The organism is Serratia sp. L9 (assembly GCF_050632285.1).
GTDB lineage: Bacteria > Pseudomonadota > Gammaproteobacteria > Enterobacterales > Enterobacteriaceae > Chania.
The window spans coordinates 5,697,579-5,713,174 of the sequence record NZ_CP192591.1 but is presented as its reverse complement, the minus strand read 5'-3'; the positions used below and the strand labels follow the sequence as shown (position 1 = coordinate 5,713,174).

Here is a 15,596-nt window from a genome sequence, read left to right as displayed (position 1 = left end):
CGTTATCAGCATGACACCTGATAATGAGCGAAATCACCAAGGTGGTTTTGCCGGCATCGGAAGATGCAACGTGAAAGAATCGGTGGAGCGGTAGTTCAGTTGGTTAGAATACCTGCCTGTCACGCAGGGGGTCGCGGGTTCGAGCCCCGTCCGTTCCGCCACTTAATTGATAAGCCCTGAGTCTCTGACTCAGGGCTTTTTCATATGCAAAATTTAGCGTTCCTGGTGTGGATTTTTCCTGGCGGGGCCTATTCTCTGGATATTATTGCTTGTTAATCAAAAGTCTTATGCACAATAGGTCATTTTTGATCAACAAAACTGCTGTCATAATTCTCCTGTACCGTTTTTATCGACGAACTGAGAGAACAAGATTATGAGCATCCCAGCATTTGGTTTAGGTACCTTCCGTCTTCAAGATCACGTTGTGATCGATTCTGTGAGCACCGCTCTGGAGTTGGGTTACCGTGCAATCGACACCGCGCAAATCTATGAGAATGAAGCGGCTGTTGGTCAGGCAATCGCCGCGAGTGGCGTTAAGCGTGAAGAATTATTTATCACTACCAAGATCTGGATTGCCAACCTGAGCAAAGACAAACTGATCCCAAGCCTGAAAGAGAGCCTTAAAAAGCTGCAAACTGAATATGTCGATCTGACTTTGATCCACTGGCCTTCGCCGAGCGACGAAGTGCCGGTCGCAGAATTTATGGCAGAATTGCTTAAAGCAAAAGAACTGGGGTTGTCGCGCCAGATTGGTATTTCAAACTTCACCATTGGCCTGATGCAACGCGCTATTGATGCTGTGGGTACCGATGCGATCGCTACCAACCAGATCGAACTGTCCCCGTATCTGCAAAACCGCCAGGTGGTTGAGTTTGCACAGCAGCATGGGATAGCCGTTACCTCTTATATGACGCTGGCCTACGGCAAAGCATTGCAAGATGAAGTGATAAAAAGCATCGCTCAACGCCGTGATGCTACCCCAGCTCAGGTGATCCTGGCCTGGGCGCTGCAGTTGGGTTACGCCGTGATCCCATCTTCCACCAAGCGTGAAAATCTGGCGAGCAATCTGCTGGCACAGCAGTTGAGATTATCTGAAAGTGAAATGGCGGAAATTGCTGCTCTGGAATGCAATGGTCGCCTGGTCAGCCCGGAAGGTCTGGCACCTGATTGGGATTAACGTCGCAGCCGTCTGTGGTTTGGTTGCCACAGACGGCTAGCTTGTGTCTTAGCGGGCGATTTTTTGGTGCAGTGCGATGATCTCACGGCCCATTTCCATCAGCATAATCGCGTTCATCAGATGATCCTGTGCATGAACCATCACCAGATGGACAGGAATTTTACCACTGCCCTCATCCATTTCGATCAGTTTGGTTTGAACGTGATGGGCACCAGAGAGCGCTTCTTGCGCTTGTTGCATATAGAGTTCGGCCTGGGTGAAGTCTTCTTCTTCGCGCGCACAACGCATGGCCTGAAATACCAGACTGCGGGCATACCCTGCGTTGGCGATCAGCTCCATTACTTCGTTTTCCAAATCCATTTAGGCTTCCTCTATCAGTGCCAATGCCTGATCCAGAACCTTGTCACCTTTCATGGTGCCGTAGGCCATCATGTCGATGCAGGCAATTTTCTTATTGTGCGCGTGGGCAATCTTTTCGCACTCGGCCAGCTTATAGCGGATCTGAGGTCCAAGAAGCGCGACATCAAATTCTGCGACTGCGGTTTTGTAGTCACGGATCGACTTGGCACAGATCTCTGCCTCAATGCCGCGTGTTTTAGCCGCTTCCTGCATCTTCTTGACCATCAGACTGGTGGACATCCCCAAATCACACACTAACAGGATCTTTTTCATGTTAATTCTCCAGGCGTTCCAGCAGATGCTGGATTAAAAGTGGGATCGGTCGGCCCGAGGCAACGCTGCGGCCATTTTCCCGCCACAGAGCGGTGCCGCTGATATCCAGGTGAGCCCACGGGATATCTGCAGGGCAGAAGCGACTTAGGAAATAGGCAGCGGAAGTACTGATCGCCGCATTATTGGTTGGCGTGTTACACAGATCGGCAATGGAGCTTTCAACCTGTTTGCTGAAGCGTGCATCTAGTGGCAACGACCAAAGTGGATCGCCGCTATGCAAACCGGCCTGGGTGAGGGCGTGGCGCAGGGGGATATTCTCGGTCATCAGGCCGCTAAGATCGTAGCCTAGCGCTTTTACCACTGCACCGGTGAGCGTAGCCAGATCGATCACGTACTCTGGTGGTTGCCCCTGCCTGGAAAGCCGGCTGGCGTAAGCTATGGCATCTGCCAGCACCAATCGTCCCTCGGCATCGGTATTATTGATTTCAACGGTTAAACCGCTGTAGCTGGTTGCAACATCGCCAGGGCGCATCGCTGCCGGGCCAATCATGTTTTCTGCCAGCGCCAGCACGCCCACCAAACGGAGTGGTAACTTGAGCTCCGCTACTGCTAGCATCAAGCCAAAGACGTTGGCTGCACCACACATGTCATATTTCATGGTGTACATACCATCGCCACTCTTTAGCCACAAGCCGCCAGTATCAAAGGTAATACCTTTACCAACATAGGCGCCGAAAGGGCCTTTATCGCAGCCTTGATAACTTATGACTGCCAGACGTGGGGGATTATTGGCACCTTTGCCCACGGCCTGCAACAAACCAAGGCCTTGTTGCGCTATTTGTTGTTCATCCAGCACTTCGCAGCTAAGGCTTGGGTATTGCTTGATCTGTTGTGCGATCTCATTGGCAAAAAAGCCGGGGTGCAACGATCGCTCGGTAAATCGGCAAGGCGACGTGCTGCGATCATCCCCATGGCAGTAGCGGCCGCTTGGGAAAGGCGCAATTGCAGGCTCGATGATTGTTCCGGCTTACAGCAGAAAACCAACTGTTGGATACGCGCCGGGGCTGTGGTTGCGGTGCTTTTCAGGCCCAGATCGCTCAACTGGTAGTCCAGGTTGAACAGGAAATGCAGCAGGTTACTCAGAACGGCTGAATTGCTCTGATCAAACAGGCTGCAATCAACGATCAGTTTCGTGCAGTTGCCACTGCGCAACAAAGGGCGCAATGCGCCAATCAACGAATTGATCTGTGTATCGTGCCAGAAAATATTTGGCAGCAACGTGATGCGGCCAACGGGGTTACAGCCGAAGGCACAATCAGCGGTTTGAGTCTCTGCAGTGGCTTGCAGTGCCTGCAATAGGGCACTGTTACACGGCAGGGAAAGCAGAGAGCTACTGGCGTAGCTAATCACGTGGCTGTTGAGATCCAGCTCCGGCATCTCGCTCAGTAACTGGTAGTTAGTCATAGTGGATCTCCTCAATCGGTGCACGAATACGCAAAGCATAGTCCTCCAACCATTGCTCGCTGGCTGGCGTGTAATGGGTATGCTCGGCACGCCGTTCAGCCAGGAAAACCGTTGGGGCCAAGGCCGCAGTGGCAACCACAAACGAGAACGTTTTGATATTGGTGGAGATACCAAACTCCCCTGTCGGTTCATACAGACTACCGAGAGATCGCCAACTCTACCAAAGCGGGCTATCAGCCGGTCTTCCAGCTCGAAGACGACTGAATCTGCCGCCTGCTGCGGTGACATGCCTTGCTGCATACGGCGGACGATTTCATAGCTGGTGCAACCTTTCATCAGGTCTTCACCTACGCCGGTAGCGGTAGCGGCGCCGATCTGGCTGTCGCAGTAGAAACCAGACCCGATCACCGGTGAGTCGCCGAGGCGGCCACGGCGTTTCATAAACAATCCGCTGGTGGAGGTGGCTACGCTCATTGAGCCTCGCTGGTCCAGGCCGATAATGCCGACGGTGTCATGACCATCATATGGGCTAAGGCCTTTATCGATAGTTTCGCGACAGCGCTTACGGTAGTGCTGGGTCGCACGCTCGGTCAGCATATTCTTGCTGGCAAAACCTTGGCTTAGTGCCCACTCACGCGCACCTGTCCCAACCAGCACACTGTTAAAACGCTCCCGGCTCAGGGCTTGGGCTACCCTTACCGGATTGGCGATATCCACCAGATTGCCCACGGCCCCGAAGGCTAGCGTATCGCCGTCCATAAAGGCGGCGTCCAGTTCCACCTCACCGTTTTCGGTAGGCAGCCCGCCGTAACCGACAGACTTATAAAACGGAAAATCTTCAACCTCAGCGACCGCACTGACTACGCTTTGTGCCGCACCAGCCCCTTGTCCGAGTGTTTCGCTGGCCTGCGTGACCCCTTCTAGCGCCATACGCCAGGTTGCAATCATTCCCCACATGTCAAACTCCTGATAGTTAACCAATGGCGGTTGCCGTCCATTGAGGGCGGGCTAAATTGAGCATTACTGCGTTTCGGCGGCGCGATATTGTTTATCCAGAATGCGCAGGAAAGGCAGATAAAGCATGGCACCAATCAGCAGGTTGACAATTTGCATCAGGCTGCCGCTTAAATGGCCGGTGACGATAAACCCGCTGATAACCGGCGGTAGCGTCCAGGGAATAAATACGCCTGTGGTGACGGCTACCGCACCGATCTTCATCGCCACGTATTGCACGGTAACTAACACGACGGGAACCAGGTTGAAGGGGATCAGCATAATGGGGTTCATGATCACCGGAAGGCCGAACAGGATTGGCTCGTTGATATTGAATATTGAGGCACCGGCTCCCAATCGGCCTACTTCGCGAATGCTTTTGCTACGGGCAAAGAACAAAATAGCGATGACCAATGACAGGGTTGCGCCAGCGCCTCCCATCCAGATCATATCGAAGAACTGTTCGGTGACGATGTGCGGTGGTGTCACACCAGCCTGAATAGCGGCGATATTATCGGTTTGGTTTTCCATCCACAGTGGGCGGATAATACCGTTGACCATCGAACCTGAGTTGATACCCACCGACCATAGAATGGTAATGCTCAACACCGTCAGCAGTGCACCAATGTAGGAAGTACCAAAATGGCGAACCGGCGTAGCGACCACGTTATAAATAAACTGATGAATGGTTTGGTAGCTGGTGTGCTCGAACAGGATACGGATTACCAGTACCAGAATAATAACGAACAGTGCCGGGAGCAGAGCGGCGAAAGATTCCTGCACGGCTGGCGGTACGCCTTCCGGCATTTTGATGATTAACCTGCGGCGTTTCAGATAACAGAACAGCTCGGTCCAGATCAATGAGCCGATCATCGCCACAAACAGCCCCTTACTGCCTATCCACTCGCTTGGGATCACGGCGATATTACCCAGGGCTTCTACCTTGATAAAGGGTGTGAGGATCAGGAAACAGACCAGCGCCAGAATACCGCAGGAAACCCGATCTTCCTCATAGTGTTCCGCCAACCGATAAGCCGTGAGGAAGCTGACGAACAGCGACATGGTGGAGAACACCGCGTTGAACGGGATCTCGATAATATTGCTCCAGCTGGTGCCAAACACGCCCGCCATAAACTGCTGATAGCTCTGATTGGGAAACGAGGATATGACCAGCAGGATTGAGCCGACAATGATGAATGGCATAAAGGAAACATAGGCACCGCGGATTGCGCACAGATGCCTTTGCTGTGCAGCTTTGGCCGCCAGAGGCATCAGTTTGGCTTCAAGAAATCCCAGAACATTGTTCATGGTGAACCCCGTAAGAGTGCATATTGATAGAAAAGGAAGTTAATGTGGCAAGTGATTGGTTTGGATTATCAGTGAATGGATTTTAAAGAAAGGTGAAACAGTTCACAGTGTGATATGAATTTAAAAAATATCTCACAAGGTTAGTTATGATTGAACGTTGTTTTTAACCTGGGGTTTATTATGGAAATCAAGCTGCATGCTAACGCGACCACCACACCGCGGGTGCGTCGCTATATACAACAATCTGATAAAAGTGACCGCTTATTGGCGCAGGAACTGGGGATCTCTGTGGCTACAGTGCGCCGTTGGCGGCAACGTCAGGATGTTACCGACCGTCATACCGTACCAAAAACGATCCGTAAGACGCTGACGGATGAGCAAAGCAAACTGATCAACTGGCTGAGACAAAAATTACAGTTGCCACTGGATGAGCTGCTGGTCATGGTCAATCAGGGGTTACAACAGCCAATTTCTCGAGCAGGGTTAGATCGTTATCTGCGCGGAGTGAGCCAGCGTGGCGGGGATGAAGGTAAAATCCTGCGCGGTAAAAAGGCCGTGAAGGCAGGTGAGCAACCAGGCCATCTCGGCCTTTTTTATCAAAGAATCAACTTACTGGCTAAGGATGGCGGGGAGCAGCATATTCTGTGGGCACAGGAGAAAGTCAGTGGCTGGCTCAGTGCGCGTGCTTTTGCCGGAGCTTCGCCCATGCTGGTGGTCAACTGGCTGACAGAGCTGCAACAGCATTGTCCGGGTGATATACAATCTATTGAGACTGAAAGTAAGAAGCTGTTTGGTAACAGCGAATCCCAGACACATCCGCTACAGCACTGGTGCGCAGATCAAGGGTTAGTACTGCAACAACCCGCACAACCGCAGACGGACGTGGTGTTGCGGCTTGAATGTGGGTTGGCAGAGTTACTGCCGGTGGCTGAGGACCGAACGCTGGATACTGTTTTGCAGGGTATCTGTGCCTGTTACAACGGGCAATGGCCGCAGAAGAAATTGGGTGGCCTGGCTCCGGCGGCGTTCTGGTTACGGCATCTGAAAAATGAGTGAATTTTTAGCTGTTCGGCCTGCGATGCCAAACTTTCGCTGATGCAGAGATGGCGCTGAGTTTCGCCGCAGTTGGTCGTCAGGCCGGGTGAGATCTCCAACTGCCTGCCGTCGGCGCAGGCTAATGGCCAGCGGTTGAAGCTGGGCAGATCGTTGGATCCGATACCGCAGGGGTGTGAACGTGCCTCCACGGTTTGCGGATTACCGTATTGTTACAGGCTGGTGGGGGAAGCCAATATTTTACGAGAGCTGGTCTTCAGCTTGCGTGCCTTCAAGAGGCGATCAGTTCGCCCGAATCTGCCTTCATTGTTGCTCCATCAGCAAAATTCATTTGAAATTTTGAGCATTTTTATCATTTAAGTACGGGGTGATAATCATCGCCATCAACCTGAATGCTTATTTTGGAGTTATCAATGCTTCTCGCTTTACTTGCCCTAACCATCAGCGCTTTTGCTATTGGCACCACGGAGTTTGTGATTGTCGGGCTTATCCCGACCATCGCAGAGCAATTGGGTGTCACTGTACCGTCCGCAGGGATGCTGGTGAGCATTTATGCTATCGGGGTAGCGATCGGTGCACCGGTGCTGACAGCCTTGACCGGGCGGGTACCACGTAAATTGCTGTTGGTTGCCCTGATGGTACTGTTCACTTCCGGCAATCTGCTGGCTTGGCAGGCACCTGGCTATGAATCATTAGTGGTAGCCCGTTTGTTGACCGGCCTGGCGCACGGTGTGTTTTTCTCGATTGGTTCCACCATTGCGACCAGCCTGGTAGCCAAAGAGAAGGCGGCTTCGGCGATCGCGATGATGTTTGGTGGGTTGACCGTTGCGCTAGTGACCGGTGTGCCATTAGGGACGTTTATCGGCCAGCACTTTGGCTGGCGTGAAACCTTCCTGGCAGTTTCATTGATCGGCATGGTGGCGATTATTACCAGCATGATCCTGATACCGAACAATATCAAGAACCCGGCAGGAGCCAGCATCCGCGATCGGTTGCAGGTACTGACTCATCCACGTCTGCTGCTGATTTATGTGATCACCGCCCTGGGCTATGGTGGCGTGTTTACCACCTTTACCTTCCTGGCACCGATGATGCAAGAACTGGCCGGGTACTCTGGCCCTGCCGTAAGCTGGATATTGCTGGCGTACGGTATAGCGGTAGCGATCGGTAACATCTGGGGCGGCAAGCTGGCCGATCGTCACGGGGCCGTTCCTGCTCTGCGCTTTATCTTTGCGGCGCTGGCCGTGTCACTGCTGGTATTCCAGTTTACCGCAGGCTACAGCACTGCTGCATTGCTGACGGTAGTGGTCATGGGCGTATTTGCCTTCGGTAACGTTCCTGGCTTGCAGGTGTATGTGGTTCAGAAGGCGGAGCAATACACGCCCAATGCGGTGGATGTTGCCTCTGGCCTGAACATTGCGGCATTTAACGTGGGGATCGCGTTAGGTGCGGTGATGGGGGGCCAAGTCGTCACCTCTTTAGGGCTGGCGCAAACGCCCTGGATTGGCGCATTGATTGTGGTTGTAGCGCTGATATTGACCGGCCTGAGCGGGCGCTTGGATAAAAAATACCACCCGCAGAGCGCTTAAGCTTATCTGCTGCTTTTCATGGCCCGCATTTTGCGGGCCTGTTCGCATTTATCACTTTCCACCGCTAACGTTTACAGACTTATACGTTTCATTGATTGAATTCAGCCAGCCTCGGCCTCATAACAAGAAACAACATAATCCAGAAAAGCCCATGCTGGCAGAACAGTGCAGGCGTATACTCAATCTAGCAATGGTGGCAATGCCACTATCAGTTTCATCTGAATGGGAAATAGGCGAATAACGTGGCGAAAAGAACTTATGCAATGAGGTATGTTGCAGGCCAGCCAGTTGAACGAATTTTCCCTGGCGCCATCAATCAGCCGTTACCGCCTGGGGCTGCGTTACCTACAACTGGCGCGCTGCGGGTAATGGTGTGGAATATTTTCAAGCAGCAGCGAGCCGATTGGCTTTCGGTGCTGAAAAGTTTCGGCAAAGATGCGCAACTGGTGTTATTGCAAGAAGCACAGACTACGCCGGAATTGGTCAGTTTTGCGACCTCTAACTATTTGGCCGCCGATCAGGTGCCGGCCTTTGTGTTGCCGCAACACCCTTCGGGGGTGATGACGCTTGCTGCGGCGCATCCGGTGTATTGTTGCCCGTTGCGCGAACGTGAGCCCTTGTTGCGTCTGGCCAAGTCGGCATTGATTACCGTCTACCCGCTGTACAACGGCCAACTGCTGATGGTGGTGAATATCCATGCTGTGAATTTCAGCCTCGGAGTGGATGTTTACAGTAAGCAGCTAGGACCGATAGGGGAGCAAATCGCCCGCCATCAAGGGCCGGTGATTATGGCGGGGGACTTCAACGCCTGGAGCCGCAAACGCATCAATGCCCTGTATCAGTTTGCTGGGGATATGGCGCTGCGTGAGGTGAACTTCACCGACGATCACCGGCGTAAAGCTTTTGGTCGCCCGCTGGATTTCATTTTCTACCGCAATCTGGGGGTAGCGGAAGCTTCAGTGCTGGTAACTCAGGCGTCAGACCACAATCCATTGCTGGTGGAGTTTCATCCGGAAACCGATAAGCCGGTCTGGTGAAAAGATTCAGGCAATAAAAAAGCATCCCGAGGGATGCTTTTTTTGTACCGGAAATTTAGGTATCCGGTGACGCCGAGTTATTCACAAACAAGGTCAATTTGAGACCTGGTTGCAGGCTGTTACCCTTGCTGAGCTTAGCGTTCCAACGCATCACGTCGTTGATATTAACACCGTGACGTTGCGCAATACTGGAAAGCGAATCACCCTTACGAACTTGATAGGTGATGCTGCTGTTATCCCTGGTATTGCTGGCAACCTGCAGAGTCTGCCCAACTTTCAGCGTGCTCTTGCCACGCATATTGTTCCAATTCTGCAAATCGCTGGTCTTCACGTTCAGACGTTTGGCGATAGCGGATAACGTATCGCCGGAGCGAACCTTATAGGCACTTGCGCCTGACAAACCGCTGTTTTTCGCCAACTGGGTAGTTGGTGGTGAAGCCACAATCTGCCCATCGGATAACGAGTCTTTCAGCTTGGCGACATTCTTTTTGGGAACCATGATGTAATGGGGCCCATTGGGTGCCGTCACGCCTTTTTTGTAGCCTGGGTTATAGGCCTTAATCTTGGTGACCGAAAGCCCAGACATCTCAGCTGCCTGAGTCAGTTGGATCTGTTGCCCGACATCAATTCGCGCCAGAGCACGTGTTTCGTCAGTTTTTGGCAACTTGACGCCGTACTTTTTGCTGTGCTTGATGATATCGCTCAGTGCCAACATTTTCGGGACATAGATTGACGTTTCACGCGGAAGCGACAATGCCCAGAACTCAGTGGACTTACCCTGGCGTTTATTCGCCTTGACCGCCTGCATCACACGGCCTTCACCACTGTTGTAAGCGGCAATGGTCAATAACCAGTCACCGTCAAACATGCGGTTCAGACGTTCCATCATGTTCAGCGCAGCCGTTGTCGACGCCACAACATCACGGCGCCCGTCATACCACTGATTGTTTTTCAAACCATAATTGCGACCCGTTTGCGGCACGATCTGCCATAGCCCTGCGGCATTGGCACTCGACGTGGCATGGGGGTCAAAAGCGCTCTCCACTATGGGTAGCAGTACCAGTTCCATCGGCATATTGCGTTTCTTAATCTGCCCGACTATCCAGTACATGTACGGCTCTGCCCGTAATGTTACATCGTGGAGATAGCTCTTACTTTTTAAATATTTGTTTTTCTGTTCACGGATCCGGGAATTTTCCGGAACCTCCATCTTCAGCTCGTCGCTAATGAAGTTCCACAGGTCCTGTTGCGCGGCGTTACTATTACTGTCTAACCACCGCGCCGAGCTCGCTCGACCATTCGCTGTGTACTCTCCTGCTTCACTTTCTTGACCTGCCGAAGACAGACTCTGTGCATGCTGTTCTGGAGCCGGTGCATCCTGCCTGGATGACTGGCAACCGACTAGCAACACGGAGGCGAGAATTATCGCTTTAGCCTTCATGTGTGTGTCAATGTAGTTGCTTAAAAGACGAGCAACAATACTTTACTTCGCAAAAAAACACAACTAAAAGCTTAGAAGGTATCCTTGCGAAGACGTAATTCGGAAAAAACTGAATGAAGATGCTCTGGTGGGGAATAAAAACCTATTTCTTTTTGTAAATCAGTGTCATGGCATCGTAAAAATAGATTAATTTTACGCTCTAATTGCAGCGTTGTGGGCAAGCTGGGTTGCCCTTTTGCCCGTAATATCTCAACTTGTTGCTGATATGTTTCAATTTGTCGATCTTGTGGCAAAATTGCCCTGGCAAACTTAAGATTCGAGAGCGTGTATTCATGTGCGCAACAAATTAAGGTTTCATCGGGAAGTTGCGCGAGTCGTTGAAATGAGTGATACATTTGCTCCGCCGTTCCTTCAAACAGTCTCCCGCAGCCTGCAGAAAAGAGTGTATCCCCACAGAAAAGATAAGGTGCACTGTAGTATGCAACATGGCCCAGGGTATGCCCTGGAACCGCAATGATGGCGTATTGGCGCCCGCCAATATTGAGGTTATCACCGTCATCAACCGGATGATTTGCCCCTTTACTGGCCGTTTCCTGGGGGCCATACACAGCTAAGCCAGGATAGTGAGCAGTAATTTCCGCCACACCGCCCACATGATCGTGGTGATGGTGGGTCAATAATATGGCGTCAGGGGTAAGCTGCCTTTGTTCCAGCGCCTTTAAAACCGGGGTCGCTTCGCCGGGATCGACGATAACGCAATGCCCTTGCTGGTTATCCAGCAACCAAATGTAGTTGTCCTGAAAAGCAGGAATGCTGATAAGATTCATAATGGACCCTCGTTGGCAACGGCTTGAAAGAAGATAATAAATCATGAAACCAGCCCATACTCTACAAAAGCTCACCAGCCCACATTCCTGGGCAGGATTGCCATGGGGGGAATACTATCGTGAGGCGCTTGAGCGTCAGTTGCAACCCTGGTGGCCAAAGCTGTTTGGTTTCCATCTGTTAAAGATAGGTAACCTCAGCGCCGGATTGGATACTGAAATATGTGCCATCTCGCATCAGGTTAACGTTGGGTTGGCCGGGGAGAATCTGCATGTACTCGCCGATCCTTACCAGTTGCCTTTTGCTGGCAAGTCGGTCGATGCCTGCTTGTTGGCCCATACGCTTTCCTACGCTGAAGATCCGCACCGCATGCTGCGTGAGGTTGACCGTGTGATGATCGACGATGGTTGGTTGGTGATCAGCAGCTTCAACCCTTTCAGTTTGCTGGGCTTGGGCAAATTGATCCCGGGGTTGCGCAAACGCCAACCTTATATCAGCCGGATGTTTACCCAGATGCGTTTACTTGACTGGCTCAGTCTGTTGAATTACGAAGTATTGGAACAACAGCGTTTTCATGTGTTGCCCTGGCAGCGTAAAGGGGGCAAGTTCTTGAGTACGCATTTGCCGGCGTTGGGGTGTATGAGCGTTATTGTGGCCCGCAAGCGGACCTTCCCACTGACGCCAACGCCAATGAAGGTAGGGGCCAGAAAGCACTCTCTCGGCCGCGCTGTGGGCGCGACCAAGAGTTATCGCAAGCAGCCTTAAGCTTCAGGCTGGTAGCCGACGTCATCCTGTGTCGGGTTACCAGCGGCATCGCGTGCCAGCACATCACAGCGTTCGTTTTCCGGGTGCCCGGCATGGCCTTTGACCCATTCCCAACGGATGGTATGTTGGGCAATTGCCCGATCCAGTCGCTGCCAAAGATCGACATTCTTGACGGGTTTTTTATCGCTGGTTTTCCAGCCGCGTTTTTTCCAGTTGTGGATCCAACTGGTGATCCCCTGGCGTACATATTGGCTATCAGTGCTTAGCACCACTTCGCAAGGAGAGGTCAAGGCTTCAAGCGCCACAATGGCCGCCATCAGTTCCATACGGTTATTGGTGGTCAGGCGATAACCCGCGCTGAACGTTTTTTCGTGCTGCTTATAACGCAAAATTGCGCCGTAACCGCCGGGGCCCGGATTACCGAGACAAGAACCGTCGGTGAAAATTTCTACCTGTTTGAGCATCTCTGGTAGACTCTTCCTATCAGTTTTATAAAAGCCAAGTCTGACATAAACGAGCGCTATGAGCACTGCAATATGATCTCTACACCAACCAGACAGATCGTTCTCGATACCGAAACCACCGGTATGAACAAGTTAGGGGTTCACTACGAAGGGCACCGCATCATTGAGATCGGTGCCGTTGAAGTGATCAACCGCCGCCTGACCGGGCGCCATTACCATGTTTACGTCAAGCCGGATAGGCTGGTGGATCCCGAAGCCTATGGCGTTCATGGGATCAGTGATGAATTCCTGGCCGATAAGCCCACCTTCGATCAGATTGCCGAAGAATTTATCGATTTTATCCGGGGTGGCGAATTAGTCATTCATAACGCGGCGTTCGATATCGGCTTTATGGATCACGAATTCCGCATGTTGCAGCGGGATCTGCCGAAGACGGATACTTTTTGTACCATCACCGACAGCCTGTTAATGGCGCGTCGCATGTTCCCCGGTAAACGTAACAACCTCGATGCCCTGTGCAACCGCTATGAAATAGACAACAGCAAGCGAACGCTGCACGGCGCATTGCTCGATGCCGAGATCCTGGCAGAAGTCTATCTGGCGATGACCGGTGGCCAGACTTCCATGGCTTTCCAGATGGAAGGGGATACACAGCAGACGGATTCAGCCCAGGATATTCAACGTATCATCCGCCCAACGACGGCAATGAAAGTGATCTACGCCAGCGACGAAGAACTGCAGGCTCACGAGACTCGCCTGGACTTGGTGGCCAAGAAAGGGGGCAGTTGTCTGTGGCGCCCACAGGCTGAGTAACGACCTCCTCAAGATAAAAATTGAGCTATAACGCCATCATAATGACCGGGTAGTTGAAAAACTGTGCAAACGACTCTTTTTATGAGAAAAGGCGTTGACGGAATGCAGGGGCAACCGTAATATTCGGCTCGTTCCCCCGTAAGAGGGAACGGCGCGGAGCGGTAGTTCAGTTGGTTAGAATACCTGCCTGTCACGCAGGGGGTCGCGGGTTCGAGCCCCGTCCGTTCCGCCAATCATTCAGACCCCAAGCTTTTAATGAGCTTGGGGTTTTTTGTTTGGGTGTTGCCAATATTTATCCGGCAGGCCATCAGTCGTAAGTGATATTAAAAAGTATCCCACTCTTCACTTTTCCGGGTGTTGCTCGCCCGGTGGCGTAGTACTCATATTCAATATCACACTGGCTCCGATTATCGACAATAACGGCACAGTCAATACGTGGGCTTGTGCGTAAATCCAGCGGTTCCCCTTTCATCAGTAGCCTGATTTCGACATGCTCGGCTTCACCATTCAGGGTATTGACCAGGTTGCCGGTATGGGCACTGACCGTCCCCCCGTTTTGCAGAGTAATGTAGGGTGTGTAGCCATTGGTGCAATGCACCCCGCCAATAGAGATACTTCCTTGTGAACGGCCATGAGTCATGCCTGGGGAACTCAGATTCCCCATATACACCCGTGGCAAAACCCAATCGTAGGACTTGGTCACTTGCCCGTTGGTACTGTCAAAATAGCAGGTGGCCAGCTTAATTGAGCCTGTCACATTCAGTACACCGGTGGAAGAGGCTTGCAGGCCTTGCCCTAAGCCACACAGTGCCAGCAGAGGGAGAATTTTCAGCATAGTTGCCATCTTCATGTCATTGCTCCCTGTCACTGATAGGTGATCATAAATTCAATTTGGGCATCTGCCTTGCCTGCCCGGAGAGGAACTGCGGTTTGAATGTAAGCTGCCTTGACCCCCAGGCTGTAATCGCTGTTCCTGTCTTCAAGAAAGGTAATGTAGTTAGCCAGATTGATATCCTGATTGAATTTGGCCGCTTGGTAGTTACCGTTTTGCTGCTTTAAGCTCAGTTGAACGCCCACCCCAGACGCCGCATCACCAGCAGTGGTATTAAGCTGTGAGATCCCCTGTTCGGCATTGATAAACCCGTTTCGCGGTGTCAGCTTGAGGCTGATGATGTTGGGTTTGAACACGCCGAAGGAGGTCGTGCCATAAAAAGCGGGGCAGCCGGTCAGCACGATCTGGGTTTCTGCGCTACCCGCCGTGCTACCGATACCGTTGAATTCATCGGGGAAGTGTTCCCCGAGAGGCAGGTAATAACTACTGCCAACGTTACAGGTTGCCGGGATCACTGTCAGGCTGCCGATCATCGCAGAAGTCTGGTAGATAAAACTTTCACCATTGCCATTGAGCGCGGTATTGAACCTGGGTAGATTACTACCGCTGATGGTGCCGCTGCCGACGTTGGCGGCGGTTTTAATAAATTCAATATTAAAGCTGACCGAGGCATCATTCTGGCCGGTAAAGTTGAAAACGGTATCGCTGCTGTTTGAAAGGTAGGCGCTGAGTCTGCCAGGGAGGGGCAGGTGCATACCGCTGTTGCCATCGGGTGTTCCTTGCCAGAGTGCAACCCCGATGCCGGGAACGTTGGTATTGAAAACAAACGGAAAGGTGGCATCACTGTAACTTGATTGGCCATGTGGTGTGCTGGTAAAGGTGCCCACTAAATCATAGACACCTGCACGGCACAGCAGGCTGGCTCCGTTGCCATTGGTCTGGATCCGCTGGGAATAAATCACGCTGCCGATGGGAAGATCCTCTCCCACTGTAACGTTGCCGCCGATGGTCAGACGAGTATCCAGCGGAGAGGTAATGGCGGAGGAGCTATCCCAATCACAGCCTGCTTTTGCCGCCAGCGTAAGCGGTGCATACATACTGCAGCAGAGCATCAGCGATATCGCTGTACCTGGCGCGAATATTCTTTTCATGTTTTCTCTCAT

The 15,596-nt window shown here is 52.0% G+C and carries 14 protein-coding genes, 2 tRNA genes and 3 pseudogenes; 8 read left to right on the top strand and 11 right to left on the bottom strand.

Annotation, left to right across the window (positions count from 1 at the left end):
• Nucleotides 1-84 precede the first annotated feature (84 nt).
• Both ACQ86O_RS27125 and dkgB read left to right on the top strand, forming a co-directional pair.
• A tRNA-Asp gene (locus ACQ86O_RS27125) sits at nt 85-161 on the top strand.
• A gap of 212 nt (nt 162-373) precedes the next feature.
• Entirely contained in the window at nt 374-1,177 is an 804-nt protein-coding gene (gene dkgB / locus ACQ86O_RS27120; RefSeq protein WP_431223635.1) for a 2,5-didehydrogluconate reductase DkgB, read from the top strand.
• 48 nt (nt 1,178-1,225) lie between these two features.
• On the opposite strand, the gene ACQ86O_RS27115 is transcribed toward dkgB, so the two are convergent.
• From ACQ86O_RS27115 to ACQ86O_RS27095, 5 genes and pseudogenes are all read right to left on the bottom strand, one after another.
• The gene (locus ACQ86O_RS27115; protein ID WP_431223634.1) at nt 1,226-1,537 is read right to left on the bottom strand and encodes a PTS lactose/cellobiose transporter subunit IIA; all 312 of its coding nucleotides are present in this window, start codon (nt 1,535-1,537) and stop codon (nt 1,226-1,228) included.
• Nucleotides 1,538-1,849, bottom strand: coding sequence for a PTS sugar transporter subunit IIB (locus tag ACQ86O_RS27110; protein ID WP_431223633.1), 312 nt, complete (start codon nt 1,847-1,849; stop codon nt 1,538-1,540).
• Between the two features lies 1 nt (nt 1,850).
• Nucleotides 1,851-3,313 (bottom strand): annotated as a pseudogene (locus tag ACQ86O_RS27105) (leucyl aminopeptidase family protein).
• Nucleotides 3,306-4,270 (bottom strand): annotated as a pseudogene (locus tag ACQ86O_RS27100) (N(4)-(beta-N-acetylglucosaminyl)-L-asparaginase). Before ACQ86O_RS27100 ends, ACQ86O_RS27105 begins: the two co-directional pseudogenes overlap by 8 nt.
• Before the next feature lie 63 nt (nt 4,271-4,333).
• Entirely contained in the window at nt 4,334-5,614 is a 1,281-nt protein-coding gene (locus tag ACQ86O_RS27095) for a PTS sugar transporter subunit IIC (protein ID WP_431223632.1), read from the bottom strand.
• A gap of 180 nt (nt 5,615-5,794) precedes the next feature.
• Between ACQ86O_RS27095 and ACQ86O_RS27090 the strand changes: the two genes are divergently transcribed.
• Nucleotides 5,795-6,670 carry a hypothetical protein gene (locus tag ACQ86O_RS27090; protein WP_431223631.1) on the top strand — a complete coding sequence of 292 codons (876 nt, stop codon included), beginning with the start codon at nt 5,795-5,797 and terminating at the stop codon, nt 6,668-6,670.
• Nucleotides 6,671-6,708: 38 nt separating this feature from the next.
• Here ACQ86O_RS27090 and ACQ86O_RS27085 read toward each other — a convergent pair.
• Nucleotides 6,709-6,954: pseudogene (locus ACQ86O_RS27085) on the bottom strand (LysR family transcriptional regulator); the annotation flags it as partial.
• 126 nt (nt 6,955-7,080) lie between these two features.
• On the opposite strand from ACQ86O_RS27085, the gene ACQ86O_RS27080 reads away from it, so the two are divergent.
• Together ACQ86O_RS27080 and ACQ86O_RS27075 are read left to right on the top strand one after the other, a co-directional pair.
• Complete coding sequence (locus tag ACQ86O_RS27080; protein WP_431223630.1) at nt 7,081-8,256, top strand: MFS transporter; 1,176 nt, start codon at nt 7,081-7,083, stop codon at nt 8,254-8,256.
• Between the two features lie 242 nt (nt 8,257-8,498).
• Nucleotides 8,499-9,293, top strand: a complete 795-nt coding sequence (locus ACQ86O_RS27075; protein ID WP_431223629.1) for an endonuclease/exonuclease/phosphatase family protein — start codon at nt 8,499-8,501, stop codon at nt 9,291-9,293.
• Nucleotides 9,294-9,348: 55 nt separating this feature from the next.
• Here the strand turns inward: ACQ86O_RS27075 and mltD are convergent, their stop codons facing one another.
• Nucleotides 9,349-10,734, bottom strand: a complete 1,386-nt coding sequence (gene mltD / locus ACQ86O_RS27070; protein ID WP_431223628.1) for a murein transglycosylase D — start codon at nt 10,732-10,734, stop codon at nt 9,349-9,351.
• Between the two features lie 71 nt (nt 10,735-10,805).
• On the bottom strand, nt 10,806-11,561 hold the full coding sequence (gloB, locus tag ACQ86O_RS27065; RefSeq protein ID WP_431223627.1) for a hydroxyacylglutathione hydrolase: 756 nt from the start codon (nt 11,559-11,561) through the stop codon (nt 10,806-10,808).
• Nucleotides 11,562-11,604: 43 nt separating this feature from the next.
• On the opposite strand from gloB, the gene ACQ86O_RS27060 reads away from it, so the two are divergent.
• The gene (locus ACQ86O_RS27060) at nt 11,605-12,324 is read left to right on the top strand and encodes a class I SAM-dependent methyltransferase (protein WP_431223626.1); all 720 of its coding nucleotides are present in this window, start codon (nt 11,605-11,607) and stop codon (nt 12,322-12,324) included.
• Here ACQ86O_RS27060 and rnhA read toward each other — a convergent pair.
• Complete coding sequence (rnhA, locus tag ACQ86O_RS27055) at nt 12,321-12,788, bottom strand: ribonuclease HI (protein WP_431223625.1); 468 nt, start codon at nt 12,786-12,788, stop codon at nt 12,321-12,323. The genes ACQ86O_RS27060 and rnhA overlap by 4 nt on opposite strands.
• Before the next feature lie 72 nt (nt 12,789-12,860).
• Between rnhA and dnaQ the strand changes: the two genes are divergently transcribed.
• Nucleotides 12,861-13,601 carry a DNA polymerase III subunit epsilon gene (gene dnaQ / locus ACQ86O_RS27050; RefSeq protein ID WP_431223624.1) on the top strand — a complete coding sequence of 247 codons (741 nt, stop codon included), beginning with the start codon at nt 12,861-12,863 and terminating at the stop codon, nt 13,599-13,601.
• A 155-nt stretch (nt 13,602-13,756) separates the two neighbouring features.
• Nucleotides 13,757-13,833: transfer RNA gene (locus ACQ86O_RS27045), tRNA-Asp, on the top strand.
• Between the two features lie 75 nt (nt 13,834-13,908).
• Here the strand turns inward: ACQ86O_RS27045 and ACQ86O_RS27040 are convergent.
• The gene (locus ACQ86O_RS27040; RefSeq protein WP_431223623.1) at nt 13,909-14,451 is read right to left on the bottom strand and encodes a fimbrial protein; all 543 of its coding nucleotides are present in this window, start codon (nt 14,449-14,451) and stop codon (nt 13,909-13,911) included.
• Between the two features lie 14 nt (nt 14,452-14,465).
• Entirely contained in the window at nt 14,466-15,584 is a 1,119-nt protein-coding gene (locus ACQ86O_RS27035) for a fimbrial protein (protein ID WP_431223622.1), read from the bottom strand.
• Nucleotides 15,585-15,596 lie beyond the last annotated feature (12 nt).

Coding starts and splice junctions, on each gene's coding strand:
- ACQ86O_RS27115 (WP_431223634.1), bottom strand. CDS start 1,537: ATGGATTTGGAAAACGAAGTAATGGAGCTGATCGCCAACGCAGGGTAT.
- ACQ86O_RS27110 (WP_431223633.1), bottom strand. CDS start 1,849: ATGAAAAAGATCCTGTTAGTGTGTGATTTGGGGATGTCCACCAGTCTG.
- rnhA (WP_431223625.1), bottom strand. CDS start 12,788: ATGCTCAAACAGGTAGAAATTTTCACCGACGGTTCTTGTCTCGGTAAT.
- ACQ86O_RS27040 (WP_431223623.1), bottom strand. CDS start 14,451: ATGAAGATGGCAACTATGCTGAAAATTCTCCCTCTGCTGGCACTGTGT.
- ACQ86O_RS27060 (WP_431223626.1), top strand. CDS start 11,605: ATGAAACCAGCCCATACTCTACAAAAGCTCACCAGCCCACATTCCTGG.
- ACQ86O_RS27095 (WP_431223632.1), bottom strand. CDS start 5,614: ATGAACAATGTTCTGGGATTTCTTGAAGCCAAACTGATGCCTCTGGCG.
- dnaQ (WP_431223624.1), top strand. CDS start 12,861: ATGATCTCTACACCAACCAGACAGATCGTTCTCGATACCGAAACCACC.
- gloB (WP_431223627.1), bottom strand. CDS start 11,561: ATGAATCTTATCAGCATTCCTGCTTTTCAGGACAACTACATTTGGTTG.
- dkgB (WP_431223635.1), top strand. CDS start 374: ATGAGCATCCCAGCATTTGGTTTAGGTACCTTCCGTCTTCAAGATCAC.
- ACQ86O_RS27035 (WP_431223622.1), bottom strand. CDS start 15,584: ATGAAAAGAATATTCGCGCCAGGTACAGCGATATCGCTGATGCTCTGC.
- ACQ86O_RS27080 (WP_431223630.1), top strand. CDS start 7,081: ATGCTTCTCGCTTTACTTGCCCTAACCATCAGCGCTTTTGCTATTGGC.
- ACQ86O_RS27090 (WP_431223631.1), top strand. CDS start 5,795: ATGGAAATCAAGCTGCATGCTAACGCGACCACCACACCGCGGGTGCGT.
- mltD (WP_431223628.1), bottom strand. CDS start 10,734: ATGAAGGCTAAAGCGATAATTCTCGCCTCCGTGTTGCTAGTCGGTTGC.